This window comes from Lentisphaerota bacterium, assembly GCA_016873675.1.
GTDB lineage: Bacteria > Verrucomicrobiota > Kiritimatiellia > RFP12 > JAAYNR01 > VGWG01.
In genome coordinates, this window is the sequence record VGWG01000008.1 from 38,648 (window position 1) to 53,006 (window position 14,359).

Consider the following 14,359-nt stretch of genomic DNA (forward strand, 5'->3'; position numbering starts at 1 on the left):
ACGTGTCCAAGGTTCGGCGGTGCGGGGTTAGGTGTTGAGATAGGGCGTCAGGGCGGCTTCGTCCACCACCTCGACGCCGGTCTCGGCCTGGACGCGGGCAAGGTCGATGCCGTGCTGCTGCGCCAGACGGCGGGCCTTGGGGGTTGCCCGCACACGCGTCGCAGCCAGCGGCTGGGCGGCGGCGGCGGCAGCAGCGGCGGGTGCCGATCCGGTGGCGGACCGGTACGCGGCCAGGAGGGCGGCGTTCGCCGCCTCGGCGCCCGGGTCGGAAGCGCCCGGGTCGCCGATGATTCCGATGACATAGCCCGACGGGACCACGCTTGGAGGGGCCGCCAAAATGGCGAGCAGGGTTCCGGAGGCCGGTGCCTCCATGTCAAAGGCGGCCTTGTCGGTGGTCAGTTCGGCAATCGTCTCGCCCGCAACGACGCTGTCACCGAGTCGCTTGCGCCAGGCGGTAACGGTCACGTCAATGGTATTGGCGTCGAGCTGCGGAATCTGGATACGCGTGGTCATGGTCTGTTTCCCTCTTTTTCTTCAGCGGGCAGCTTGTCAGAAAGCGGCACAGGCGGCACGGGAATCATGTAGACCGGCGAGCGGTTTCCGGCGCGGTCGCTGACGCGGACATCGAGCCACACGGCATCGATCGGCCGGCTGACGCGGGAGGGGCGGATGGCGAGCTGTGCCGCGCGGCCACCCGTCCAACTCAGACCCTCGATGCCCGACATATCATACGCGGCGAAGCGGACAATGTGCGTGTCGCCATAGGGCGCGAGGACCGCCGCGCTCCGGATCTGGAACGCGCGTGCTCGCTTCTCCGGGAACGCAAGAACAATCTCGCGGAGATCGGGAACCGCATCGATGCCAGCCTCCGCGCGCAGAATGTCATGAATGTTGATCATGACATTTTGCCACTCGCCAGCCTGCCACGTGCGCGTGCCGAAGACGAACGGATGAGGCGCTCCAGGCGCTGGAAGTTGCAGGATGTAAGCGCCGTGGGTTTTCGGCTTAGCCGCCTTTTCGGGCACGGCCCTCGGCACGAGGCGGATTTCGACCACAGGCGGCGGATTGGTGTCCCCTGCCAGTGTGCGGATGCTGAACCCGAACCATCCCCGTTTGCCCGTCTCCAAACCGGGGTTGTATCCGTAGGCGCGACGCAACTGGGTAGCTCCAATATCCAGCGTCTTGAATTCAAACACGACCGATCCATCTTCGACCGTCTGGGTCTGGCCTTCGCCGACTTGATTGAAGAACTGGGCCAGGTTAACGTTGCTCGGCTGCCAGGCCTCGATGTTTTCCGGCGGGACGAGAGGGAGGACGGTGGGCGGCGTCTTGTCGTTGCCCGTGTCCAGCGTGATCGGGATCTCATAACGGGGCAGGGTGTTGCCCGCGACATCGCTCACGCCGTTGATCGAGATCGTGAGGGTATCGCCCGGCCTGGTGGTCTGAAGTTGGCGGCGCAGGAGCCAGGGCCAGTCAATCTCAAGCTGAACGCGCGAGGCGGAGAACGACACACGTCCGTTGTCCTGGGCGAGCGCAAGCTCCGAACCGTTGCTCGCGAGCTTCATGTTGCGCAGGAAAGGCATGGCGGATCCGCCCTCGATGGTGACGTTCAGACAGGTCTTGTTATATCGGTCGGTTGCGGCGACGGCATGGGTGATCACGGGCGGCGTGCGATCCAGCAAAAACGGGAGGTCGGCGACAGGCGAGACGTGTCCCGCCGCATCGCGGCCCCGAACCACCAGGTGGTGGATTCCCTCGGGCAGCGCGTCGGTGGCGGGGGTTGTCACTGCGGCGTTTGAGGCATCGAGCCAGCGGACGGCCTCCTGTCCGGAGGCATCGCGCAACGCCCACGGTTGCGGGCCTTGCGCGAAGGCGTACTGGACGGCGGCAAAATCACCGTCGGCATCGTCGTACACCGCGCGGAAGGCGAGGACTCGCCCGGGGCCGACGGCCGGCCCCAAGGCGAGGTCGTCGATCAGCAGCGACGTGTACAGTCCGGTCTGATCCCGGACTTGGCGCGACCCGACACGCAAATCGCCGGGGCGGAAGTCCAGTCCGGTTGTCAGGGGCGCCTCGTTGGATACGGCCAGCGGCGAACCGAGCCACGTCTGCCAGGTGTCTTGTGTTGCGGCCAGACCGCCGAGGGTAGCGGGCAGCCCCCCGTTTTCGGTCAAACGCATCTGGAGCCGTCCAGCCACGAGCGAGACGCGGGACATCGCTTCGGCGCGGTAAGCGAATTGGATCAGCGGTGTAAGAAACGGGTCATAGGCAGGGGCGAGGCAGGCATCGAGCCGCGTCTGCTGGCCGCGGTTGGCGATCTTGAGAACCGTGCCGTAGCCGGCGCCGCCGCGCATCAGGCTCACGACTGCACTGCCGGCAAAGGGACCGACATCGAAGGGCCGGTCGTCAAAGGTGGTCAGCCGCCCCTCGGGGAGTTCCAGAGCGAGGAGCACGGGAGGGGTGCCCGGCTCCGGCGGTGACGCGAGCGCTTGGCGGAAGGTGCGGCCGTCGGCAAGCTCGACACGCACGACCGGCTTGCGGTTCTTCAGCTTGCGCGGCAGGAAAATGCGGGTGACGGCATTCCCAAACGTGAAGGTCGCCGTCTGGTCGTCGATCCAGACCGCGCGGGGCGGCAGGAGGGGACTGTTCCACGGAGTGGATGATGCAAGCGTGGCGGTATCGGGATTATCGGGGTCGCGCTCCGCAATGAGATCAAAAGAGGCATCGGACGGAACCGCCCATTCGATGCGCACCCCTTCCGGAAAAGCCTCCGGCGGCAGCGCCAGAATGTGGAGCTGGCCCGGGGGGAGATCGGCGATGGCGGCGTTCACCTGATCCATGGCTTCATTCGCGACGTTTCCGCTCACGTCCGGCCGGCCGCGAAAAACGGGGCGGAAATTGCGAACGGCATACCAGGTTCCCGGGGCGTTGCCCAGCAACCCCTGTTGCACATCGCTGGGCTGGAGATTGCCGAACCCGTCGAGGCGGACGCTGAGGCCGGAACTCAGGACCTCGCTGGGAAGCCACGCATAGACGGGTGTCCAGACGGGCGCATCGGCCGAAGGTGACGGCGGGACCGCGCCGGCCCGCCCCGCGATCCGCCGCGAGCCCCGGGTCTCGTCCGATCCGGTGATGACGAACGACCAGGCTTGGGTGGTCACAAAACCGTTAAGCGCGCCCGTTCCTGAGCTGAATTCAAGGTTGAAGGCCGCGTCGGCCGAACGGGCCAGATCGAAGCGCCACCCCAGGAGCCGGCTCGCCGCGACGGGCGGCAGCGTATTGGAGACCAGGAAGGTTCCGCCGCCGTGGTGGGCTGTCACGCACATTTCGGACCCTTCCTCGCCCCGGCGGAAACGGACCACGGGACGTGAGACCGGATCGTCGGCGATCCAGCAGGCGTCGGTGAGCGCATCGGGAGAAAGACCGCATACGGCGGTCCGCAGCAGCGGCAGCGAAGCGTCATCAGCCCCATGGGTCACGACATCACTCGCGGCGGAGCGCGGATCGATCTCGCGGCAGGCGAACGGCCGCGGCCGGATCGTCTCGGCCGCGATGCGGACACGGGCGACCATCATCGAATTGCGAAAGGTCCAGATGCCGAACGAACCGCTGGCGAGGGGGTCGGGATCGGTGAACTCCAGGGCGGGAAGGTTGTCAAAGATCACCTGCAACCGGTCGGCGACGCGGCGGAGGCGCACGCCGTACCACGCGCCATGGACATCGCGTTGGTTTCCGCGATCACTCCTCAACAACGGCTCGTAGCCGCCCAGCCGGAAATTGCCCTCGCGGATTCGAGGCACCAGATAGCTCGTGCTGTTGGTGACCATCACGCCGTTGCGGAAGAGACGCGTGTTGTTTTGCGAATGATCGGGGTCCCACCCCGTGAGCGTCACGGTGTAGCCATCGCTGGTGGCGCCCCGCTTGGAGAGGACGGTCATGTTGATGTCGCCGCACCGGTCATACCAGGTGTGCCGCATGCCGGCATAGATCTCGGCGCAGAAGTCGCCCGAAAAATCGTATTTTGCCCACAATGCGGCGAGCGAATCGCCATTCTCGCCGTTCATGTGGGACCAGGTGGGCTCGCACTGGAAGCGGTTGACCACCTCCCAGACGCCTCCATTGATCGTCCAGTTCTGGAGCGATTCGTTAAAGAGGGTGTCGAAGACGTTTTCACGGCGGACCAGCGATTGATGGAGCGCGGCCTCGTCAAAGCCCTCGACGCGGACGCGGCGCCCGGCGGCGGGCTGCGGGAGATGGGCGGTCGCCAGCAGGCGGGAGTCGTCGCCGAGCCAGAACACATGGTCTTCAAGCCCCACGGTGTAGAGACGGTTTGAGCCGTTGACATCGGCCTCATGAATCGGGACATTCGTGACCGCGACACGGAACTGGGGTTCGTCGCCCAACGCGGGGATGATGCCCAGAATCTGACCCTCGCGAATTTCGAGCCGGCAGACGGCATTGGATCCCGCCTCGTCGGTGGCCAGATGGATCGCGGATGGCTCGGCGGTGACGGGCATGCGGAGGCGGATGCGGCGAATCATGTCGCCGCGCAACCACGTGGCCTGTTCACGGGAGGTATGCCATTGCCCCTCGGGGGAGGCCCAATGCCGCATGAAGGGGTCCTTGACATACTGCATGTTTTTCTCAAACCGGTCCGCAAAGGCAGTCGATCGGGTCGTGTATTCCGGGAGGGTGGTCGAAACCCCGCGACCACCCGACACGGTGATCGCGCCCAGGCCTCCGAGCGGCAGGTCGGTGCGGTGGAAGAGGACCTGCCGATCGTCGGCAAAGGCTCGCAATTCGCCCGGCTGCAGGGCATCGAGCGTGAGCCGGATGTCGCGCCCGGGATTCAGGGGCCGCGTCATGCGATCCACGACGACGGCGCGGGTCCCCTCTTGACGCAGCAGGGTGAACACCCGGTTGGTGGCCGTCAACAGACAGGTGAAGTGCCAGGCGGGTGCAGCGGGCGTCCCGTTGCCGACCATCAGGCCCAGAATGACAGGCGCCTCGCTCCTCTCACACAAGAAGCGGGCGGAGAGGCGGTGCGGGGCATCGGTATCGGATCCAAAGCGCCACATCCTGTCGCCCTGGCCCCTAAAGGCTAGGCTTGCAGCGCGCGGCAGGCGGACTTCGGTGTCCGTCCCGCGCCAGGCGACATCGCCGACGATCTGTCGGGTGACGGCCGCGAAGGCCTCGGCGCCGTCAAAGGGATACTCCTCGTGCGAGGCGGCTGAAAAATCATCAAACCGCGTGCCCTCCTCCGTACACGCAATGAGGCCGTAGCGTCCCCCCGGCGGCAGATCGGGACACGGGCGGTTCACGAGCTCGATCCCGTCGACGACGATCTGCAGACGGTCGTCAAAGATCACCGCCTCGAGCTGAAGCCACTGACCCGGCGTAAGGTCCGTCTGGAACGCATGGAGCACCCTCCGCGTCAACCCGCGGGAGATCGATCCGCGCCACAATTCAATCACCAGATGCTCGCTCACGGGATCGGTGCGCGCGGTGAGCCCGTGGCAATCGCCCGCCTCGGTCGCGAGAAAGACGATGCCATTGACCCCGGAATTGTGTTGCACGGCGGCCCGCACCGAATACGAATCGCGGAACGTCTCGCCGGCGAGGATCACGGCGGAGGTGCCGGTGCCGAGGAGGCTATAGAAGTTCGGGCTGCGGACGGGCGTAGGCATGCGGCCGCCGCGAAGTTTGCCGATCTGCGAAGCGAGCCTGTTGGTCACGGCGTGCAGCGACCACGATCCCTGGATCGGATCCCACATCCCCGAAAGCTTCTCCCCCTCCGGAACCATGAAGGCGTCGTCAAAGCGGAACGAGCCCAGCCGCTGGGTGTAGCTGTCGCGCTCCTCCTCGCCGGGCAACACCGAGGCCTCGACGGCGAGGGACACGCTGTTGGTTCCGAGTTCCCTGAAACGGGCGACCGGCGCATCCGCGACATAGAGCGTCCAGGCGCGCGGCTGACGCTTGAAGACCAGCCAAACCCGGTTTGTGGTGATCGGAGGCGGTGATTGGAGAAACACGCCATCGGCCGGTCCGTCCGAGCGGGTTGCGCCGGGCGTGATCCGTATGACGTTGGTCACTCCGTCATGCGCCAGCTGCACCGCCAGACCCGCGGCCGTCCAGCGGCACAAAACGGCACCCAGCTCCTTGCGACCGGCCAGCGTGAATTGGGGCTCAAATGCGACGGCATGCGCCGATGCACCGCACAGAAAGGCGGCAAGCGCGAAGAGACACCGCGTGCTTGAAAAAAAGGGCCGCATGAAAAGCCTTCTTCTAAAAGTTGTACCCGCACTAAGGCTAGCAGAAATCATGCCACCGGTGAAATGGCCGTGCAAAGGCCCCGGCTGTGGTGCGCCGATGGTGTTGCATGCCGGGGCGCATTCAGGTTCACTCCGTCTCGTCACAATCGAGCCGCACAGGCTTCGGTTTGATCGCAGGGGTTGTGGGGGGCTCGGACCATGCGATGGCGCCATCCGCGCCGACAAAGCCTGCGGCGACCGCCAGATTGGCGCCATAAAAGTCCGCTTCGGGGGTATAGACCATCACATCGGGGATCCGGTCATAGCGATGGTTGTCGGGGAGGGCCGCGCCCCACGGAATGCCGCACTGTACCACCGCCGTGCGGTTGGTGTTGAACGGGCTTGCGGCGGTAAACCAGAGACCCTGGCCCGCGCGGGGAAAGACGCGCCCGCCGATGCGGAAGGTTTCGGCTGTGCAGGAAACACCGTTCCGCTCGAAGATGCGGCGGATCAACGGACTCGACTCGGGCTCGCCCAAGACAAAGAGATTCAGCGCGTCTGCCTCCCGGGCGATCAGGAGCGGTTCCAAGACGGCGCGGGGTTTGCCATGGGCGAAACGCAGCCATTCATCGGCGCATGCATCCAGGCGGCGCTGCGCCTCAACATCGCTCAGGCTATCGGTTCCGCCGACCAGGACAAAGGGTTGCTGCAATGCGTTCTGCAAACGGCTGCCCGTTTCGCCCGTGCGCACGCCAGACACCGAGCCGCAGGCGTTGGTGACCGTGAGGTTGCCCTCCAGCCAGGCGGTGCCGACGGCGTTTGTCAGCATCTCCAGCGGCGCGCCATGGTCACCCACTGGATCGGCAATAAAGCGGGCATTGGGGTTGTGCGGCGCGACCGTGTCAAAGATCGCCCGGCCCTGGACCCAGCTGACCAAGCTGTCATTCTGGCCATGAACCGCGAGAATGGGCGTTGTTTTCAACCGATGCACCCATGCGGAGGCGAACTGGGCATCGACCAGCCGGCGCTGCCAGGGCGGCAGATCGTCGGGCTGCAGGTTGTGCCAGACGTAGAAATCACCGCGACCGGCGAGCACCATCACCGCATTGAACCGTTCGGGATGGCGGGCGGCGATGCACCACGCGCCCAATCCGCCCATCGAATAGCCGACCAGGACGACGCGACGGGGATCGGTGCCATAACGCGCCTGCATCTCGTCCATCACCCGGAGCACATCCTGCTCGCCGATCCCCTGAAAATCGGTGTTTCCCCGCCCGAAGGGGGCCACGATGCAGGCGCCGGTCCGATCCGCGACAGGGGTCAGGTCTTCGGGGAAAAAGGGAAGGTTGAAACGGTCATAATCCGGGGAATAGCCGTGCAGATAGACCAGCAGCGGCGCGGCCTTCCCCGACGTCCAGCCCGGGGGCAGGTAGCGAACGAACGGCTGGGCCGAATCGTCAACCGGACTGACATAGGCATCGATCCGGACACCCGGGAGCGGCGCGGGAGCGGCGTTCCCGGCCAGATTGCGGAGCGCGTCGCTGATGGCGGCATTTTCCCGGGCGCTCGCGTCCGACAAGTCGCGGTAGAGGTAGGGGTAGGCGTTGCGGTCGATGCGCTCCAGCAGCTCGATCCGGGCAACATGGAGGCGGACTCGCGCCACCTCCCATGCGCGCCAGTCTGAATCGGCTCGGAGCGGCAAGGCCCCCAGCAACAGCACGCCCAGGCGCGCCGCCGCGAGGGCGGCGCGGAAACGGTTCTCGCCTGAGCGGGCCGCAGTCCTGAGGCTGCCGGTCATTGGACGACGATGGCCTTGTCCGACTCCCACAGCCCGTGGATATTGCAGTAGGCGGTGGTGCAGAGCGTGCCGGACACGGTGATCTTGACCCGCGCGACGACGCTGCCGTCGGTATGGATCGGTCCCAGATTGGGGCCGGCAGCCGACTGCCCATGCGCGCTGAATTCAAACCGCCCGATCTCATACGACACCTTGGCGCCGTCGGGGATGAAATGGAGCGCGATCCACGCGATATGATGCTCCGTCGTGTTGGGGTGCGCGATTTCCTTACCCACCACCACGGAGACATTGAACAGTTCGCCCGCTTTCACCGTTGCGGGGGCGTCAATCACCGGAACGTGCTTCTCGCTCTTCCAATCGGCCGTCTTGACCAGTTCGCCCAGCTTGTTCATGTGGATTTCTCCCTTTTTTCCGGTTGCCCCGCGCCACAAAACCAACTCGCAACGCTGACGACAACCGACGCGTGAAGTATAACACGACGGAATCGCGCGTGAAAGGGTGAAAGTCCGTTATATTTTGTGATTGTTTTTTTGCCCATATGATGGCATGTTTCTCACCCGCGAATCCCAGAGGAGACTTAACCATACTATGTCAACGAATGTAGCCGACGCGCTTGAGGGGTGGAACAGTGTCCGGAGCGCCGAATTGTATTCGGTGGCAGCCTGGGGCAATGGCTATTTCAGTGTCACGCCCGACGGCTTTGCCGCCGTTCGTCTACGGAACTCCTCCGGCGAGGTATCGGTCAAGCTCTATGACGTCGTGCAAGGGCTCACGGAGCGCGGCCTCACCTGCCCCTTGCTGCTCCGCTTTTCCGACCTGCTGGGAGACCGCATCCGCATCCTGAACGAGTCGTTTGCCAAAGCCATCGCCGACTACGGCTACAAGGGCTGTTACCGCGGCGTCTATCCGATCAAGGTCAACCAGCAGCAGCAGGCCGTCTCGGACGTGACAACCTTCGGACGCCCTTGGCATCACGGCCTCGAGGCGGGATCGAAGGCCGAGTTGTGCGCCGCGCTGGCCTTCATGCGCGACCCCGAGGCCTATATCATCTGCAACGGGTACAAGGACACCGAATTCATTGACCTGGCCCTTTCCTCGCTCAAGATGGGGCTCCAGACGATCCTTGTCCTCGAAACCCCCGGCGAGTTGGACCTGATCCGCGAACGAGCCGCCGCACTCGAAGTCCGCCCCCGCATCGGCGTACGCGTCAAGCTTTCGGCCCGCGTCGGCGGCAAGTGGGCCGAGTCGGGTGGCGACCGCTCGGTCTTCGGCCTGAGTCCCTCCCAGGTGATCGAGGTGGTCGACGCCCTCCGCAGCCACGACATGCTCGACTGCCTCGAAATGCTCCATTACCATCTCGGCTCACAGGTGCCCAACATCCGCGACATCCGAGCCTCCATCGCCGAGGCTGCCCGGTTCTACGTCGGACTGGTTGCCGAGGGTGCCCGGATGGGCATCCTCGACATCGGCGGCGGCCTGGCGATCGACTACGACGGCTCGCACACCAACTTCCCCTCATCGGCCAATTACGACATCCAGGAATATTGCGCCGATGTGGTCGAGGGGGCGATGCACGCCTGCAACGAGGCCAGCATCCCCCACCCCACCCTGATCTCCGAATCGGGGCGCGCGCTGGTCGGCTATTACTCCGTCCTGTTGATCAATGTGATCGACACCGCCCGATTCGAAGTTCCCGAACTGCCCCAGACCCTTCCCGAGGTGATACCCGAACCCTTGGCCAACCTCCTCGAGGTCGCCCGCTCGCTTCGCGCCAAGAACCTGCAGGAGTACTTCCACGACGCCGTCTTCTATCGTGACGAGATTCACTCGGCCTTCCAGCACGGCGACATCTCCCTGCGCACCCGCGCCCTCGCCGACCAGATCTTCTGGCACATCCTCACGCGCATCGCGGCGGAAGTGCGGAAGATGAAGTCTGTGCCGCAGGAATTGCGCGGTCTCGAGGCGGCGCTGGCCGACATCTATTACTGCAACTTTTCCGTGTTCCAGTCGGTGCCCGACGCCTGGGCCGTGGATCAACTCTTCCCCATCATGCCGATCCATCGCCTGCGCGAGAAACCCACACGCCTCGGATTCATCTCCGACATCACCTGCGACTGCGACGGCAAAATCGACGCCTTTATCGACCCGCACGACGTCAAATCCGCCCTCCCCCTCCACGCCGTCGCCCGCGGCGAGGAGTACCTTCTGGGCATCTTCCTCGTCGGGGCGTATCAAGAGACCCTCGGCGACCTCCACAACCTCTTTGGCGACACCAACGTCGTCTCCATCCGCGTCGACGAGGACGGCGAGATCGAATACACCCAGGAGCTTCGCGGCGATTCCGTCGGTGATGTCCTCTCCTACGTCGAATACAACCCCGGCACGCTGATGGAGCAATTCCGCGCCCTGGCCGAGGATGCGGTCAAGCAGAAGAAAATCTCGCCCGCCGACCGCCGCACCATCCTCACCGCCTACGAAAACTCGCTCCGCGGCTACACCTACTTCGAAAGCTGATGGCGGGGACTGCGTTTTTAAACCTGCTGGTGAAGGCGAAGGGAAGCGTTCTGGCGAGTCACGCACAGGTTGTGATGCGCAACCATCACCTGCACGATTAAGGGTGCACCATGTTTGACCTCTCTTCCCCGCTCTACCGCGCCGCCGCCGCCGTCGCCGCGCGCCTCCGCGAGGCGGGCTGGCAGACCGTGTTCGCAGGCGGCTGCGTGCGCGACGCGCTGCTCGGCCGGCCGATCAAGGATATCGACATCGCCACGCGCGCGCCGCCCGAGGCGGTCGAGTCACTCTTCCCCAAAACGGTGGCCGTGGGCAAATCGTTCGGCGTGATCGTCGTGATCACCGACGAAGCCCCCTTCGAGGTCGCCACCTTCCGCGCCGACGGCGCCTATGCCGACGGCCGCCGCCCCGACGCGGTCCGCTTCACCTCCGCCGCCGAAGACGCCTCGCGCCGCGATTTCACGATCAACGGCCTCTTCTACGATCCCGCCGACGGGACGGTCTCGGACTTCGTCAACGGCCGCGCCGACCTTGCCGCGCGCGTGATCCGCGCCATCGGCGATCCGGCCGCGCGCTTCCGCGAGGACCACCTCCGGCTGCTGCGCGCCGTCCGCTTCGCCGCCGTCCTCGACTTTGCCATCGAACCGGCCACCGCCGCCGCCATCCGCGCCTGCGCCCCGCTGCTCGCGTCGGTCAGCGGCGAACGGACGGGGACCGAACTCACCCGCATCCTGTGCGAGGCCCCCCGGCCGTCACGGGCGCTCGATCTGCTGCGAGAGACCGGACTCCTCGACGTCGTGCTCCCCGAGGTCGCCGCCACGCACGGCTGCCCGCAACCGCCGCAATTCCATCCCGAGGGAGACGTCTGGACGCACACCTGCCTGATGATCGACGCCCTCCCCGCGCCGCGGGATGCCGATCTGGCCTGGGCGGTTCTGCTCCACGATGTGGGCAAGCCGCCCACCCGCGAGAGCCGCCCCGATCCGGCGACGGACGGCGCCCTGCGCCACCGCTTCCCCTGCCACGCGCCGCACGGCGCCGGCGTGGCCGCCGAGATCCTCGCGCGGCTGCGCCAGCCGGCCTCGCGCGTCGCGGCCGTCTCCGGCGCGGTCCGCCGCCACATGGCCTTCGTGGATTTCGACGCCATGCGCCCCGCCACCCGGCGGCGCCTGATCGGTTCGCCCGGCTTTGACCTGCTGCTCGAACTGCACCGCCTCGATCTGACCTGCAGCACCGGCGATCTGACGACCTATGAGCACGCCCGCGCCTGCCGCGACGCCTTCGTCAACGAACCGGTCCTCCCCGAGCCGTGGATTCGCGGTCGCGACTTGATCGCCCGCGGCCACCGCCCCGGGCCGGAACTCGGCAGGCTGCTCGAACGCCTCTACGACGCCCAACTCGAGGGCGCCTATCCCGACCGCGAATCACTTCTGGCATCGGCGCCCGCCCCCTGAGGGTCATGGAGACTGGTTCTTCCGGAACATCGCGGTTAGGCGGCGGAGCCATGAACGGCCTTCCAGATCGCGCAAGACCTGTTCCTTGCCGAACTCAACACGCTTGAATCTTGCGATGTCCAGCGGCGCGCCCTCTTGCATCCGTTCCACGGCCACTCGGTTTTGCCTGGCCGGTTCGTACTGCGAATCGATCTCGAGCGCGCGGTCCAGTTCTGTCAGCGCATCGGCCCGGCGACCCAGCTTGGCCAGGCATAGCCCCAGGTTGCCATGCGTCGGCGCGTTTCGGTCATTCATGGCGGCCGACGTGCGGAAACCAGCCAGCGCCTGGTCCCACTTGCCCTGTTCCATCAGCGCATACGCGCGGTCGAAAGCCTCCTGCGATTCCAGATAGGTGTCCAGATCGGTTCTGTTCTGCTTGAAGATGGCGGCAGCGACATCCGCCAGAAACCGCTTCGCCTGAGCCACCTCCGGCTCCTTTGGATCGCTCACCTCCACAACCTTGCGATAACCCCGGATCGCGCCGGCTATATCCAACTCCTTCTGGCAGGCGACGGCCTTGTTAAAATGGGCCTCGGTAAAATACGGAAAGATAGCCGTGGCCCTATCGAACCACGTGATGGACTCCTGGTGCTCGCCCCGGATGGCATGCAGAATCCCCATGCCGAAATGAACGGTATGGTTCGCGGGATGCTCGCGGAGCAGCCGTTCCATCGCCGCCCGCGCCTGGTCGTGCTTTCCCCGCTGGGCCAGTTGAGCCGCATCGTTGACGGCGCGCTCGACCTCAGGGTTAATCTCGGCGATGAAATGGCCGTCCGGCAGGGTTGCGCGCGCATGGCGTGCGGCATCGTACCGCTGAGCCGTGATGCGATGCGCGCAGTCGCCGCATGCTTCGTCACGTTGTCCGGCGCAACAGAGCGGGCAGATCTCCGCCATGTCCCGCCGGTTGCATGGGCGCTTGGCTTTGCGGATTCCACAAATCGGACAGATGGATTTCATCTACAGAACTCCTTTTCCGAGCCTCCCCAGTAGCACTTTTTGTGTTCTGACTTCTCTCTGTTACATTGACCGCGCTGCGGGAAACCATCGGGTAGTCCGATTCGCAATCTTTACCAGGTGCAGCATGACGGGGACTTCGACAAGCACACCGACGATCGTGGCCAGCACGACCGGCGACGAAGCGCCGAAGAGCGAGATCGCCACCGCCACCGAGAGCTCAAAAAAATTGGACGCGCCGATCATGCCGCCCGGCGCCGCGACATCATGCGGCAGGCAGAGCTTCTGTCCCGCCCGCCAGCCAGTAGCCAGTGCAACACTGGCTACTGGCTGGCGGGACCGTTTCCTTTGGCGCTCGCTCAGACTTTTCGGGGGACACATCAAAGCCGCCTCAAGATCTCTGGCATCCTTAACAACCGAATCGTCGCCCTTAAGCGCCTCCCTGAGCCATTTCAACACCGGTTTCACAGCCTTGAGCGCCGCGCCCTGCGGCAACCGGAAGTACGCCCACCGTCCGTCCTTGCGTGAGTCCACAAGCCCCGCCGCGCTCAGGATGGACAAATGCTTGGAAACTGTGGACGGCGCCAGCCCCAGCACCGCGATGATCTGGCAGACGCACAGTTCGCCGGTCCGCAGCATCATCAGGATGCGCACGCGCTGAATATCGGACAGCGCCTTCGTGATTCGCAACGTCGACCGCATAGATTCATGGCGCATGACACCCCTACTCATTTCGTCACATAACGAACTATATCAGATTATCGCCGCAGCCGTCAAGCGCGCCGAGGCCCTTCAAAATCGGCCCTTAAAATTTCAGCTTTCCGTTTTCAGCTTTCAGGGGCGCATGGCAGTTCTGATGAGGTCGTTAATTCCTAATCGTAATCGTAATCGTAATCTTAATCTTAATCCCCCGCCCTTTGCCGATCCGGCTCGTAGACGGCTCCCGGCTCATGCACACGATCAGGGGATGTGCTACGGATCAATCCGACCAGCATGGAGACAATTCGAACGAGGATCTCTTTTCCCGGTTCAGCCTGCGCAAGCAGCTTCTTGACTGACCGACTCCTGATAAACAGTCGAGGCTCTTGCAAAACCCCTTCGGGGTGTTTGAAAGAGAGAAGTCAGGAGTCAGAATACAGGAGTCAGAATAGGAGAACACTTTGCCCGTGAGAGGGTTCCAATTCTGAATACTGAATTCTGGCTTCTGAATACGGCGCTTGCAGAACCGACGAAGGAGGTTTTGCAAGCGCCTCAGTCAGCTTCTCATGATCAAAACCCGTATTCATGGGTGACATTTTATGATCACATGCAGGAGCAAAGCAAGATTACGATTATGATTACGATTACGATTA

At 64.4% G+C, this 14,359-nt stretch carries 8 protein-coding genes; 2 read left to right on the plus strand and 6 right to left on the minus strand.

The window, feature by feature from the left end; genetic code table 11:
* Positions 1–27 precede the first annotated feature (27 nt).
* The 4 genes from FJ222_02355 to FJ222_02370 form a co-directional block, all read right to left on the minus strand.
* The gene (locus FJ222_02355) at positions 28–513 is read right to left on the minus strand and encodes a hypothetical protein (GenBank protein ID MBM4163272.1); all 486 of its coding nucleotides are present in this window, start codon (positions 511–513) and stop codon (positions 28–30) included.
* On the minus strand, positions 510–6,272 hold the full coding sequence (locus tag FJ222_02360; protein ID MBM4163273.1) for a hypothetical protein: 5,763 nt from the start codon (positions 6,270–6,272) through the stop codon (positions 510–512). Before FJ222_02360 ends, FJ222_02355 begins: the two co-directional genes overlap by 4 nt.
* A gap of 127 nt (positions 6,273–6,399) precedes the next feature.
* On the minus strand, positions 6,400–8,049 hold the full coding sequence (locus tag FJ222_02365) for an alpha/beta fold hydrolase (protein MBM4163274.1): 1,650 nt from the start codon (positions 8,047–8,049) through the stop codon (positions 6,400–6,402).
* Positions 8,046–8,441, minus strand: a complete 396-nt coding sequence (locus tag FJ222_02370) for a Neelaredoxin (protein MBM4163275.1) — start codon at positions 8,439–8,441, stop codon at positions 8,046–8,048. Before FJ222_02370 ends, FJ222_02365 begins: the two co-directional genes overlap by 4 nt.
* Before the next feature lie 196 nt (positions 8,442–8,637).
* Between FJ222_02370 and speA the strand changes: the two genes are divergently transcribed.
* Positions 8,638–10,563 carry a biosynthetic arginine decarboxylase gene (speA, locus tag FJ222_02375; GenBank protein ID MBM4163276.1) on the plus strand — a complete coding sequence of 642 codons (1,926 nt, stop codon included), beginning with the start codon at positions 8,638–8,640 and terminating at the stop codon, positions 10,561–10,563.
* Between the two features lie 110 nt (positions 10,564–10,673).
* On the plus strand, positions 10,674–12,014 hold the full coding sequence (locus tag FJ222_02380) for a CCA tRNA nucleotidyltransferase (protein MBM4163277.1): 1,341 nt from the start codon (positions 10,674–10,676) through the stop codon (positions 12,012–12,014).
* A 3-nt stretch (positions 12,015–12,017) separates the two neighbouring features.
* Here FJ222_02380 and FJ222_02385 read toward each other — a convergent pair whose 3' ends face one another.
* Positions 12,018–13,010 carry a tetratricopeptide repeat protein gene (locus FJ222_02385; protein ID MBM4163278.1) on the minus strand — a complete coding sequence of 331 codons (993 nt, stop codon included), beginning with the start codon at positions 13,008–13,010 and terminating at the stop codon, positions 12,018–12,020.
* Positions 13,011–13,070: 60 nt separating this feature from the next.
* Positions 13,071–13,739 carry a metalloregulator ArsR/SmtB family transcription factor gene (locus FJ222_02390; GenBank protein MBM4163279.1) on the minus strand — a complete coding sequence of 223 codons (669 nt, stop codon included), beginning with the start codon at positions 13,737–13,739 and terminating at the stop codon, positions 13,071–13,073.
* Between the last annotated feature and the right edge of the window lie 620 nt (positions 13,740–14,359).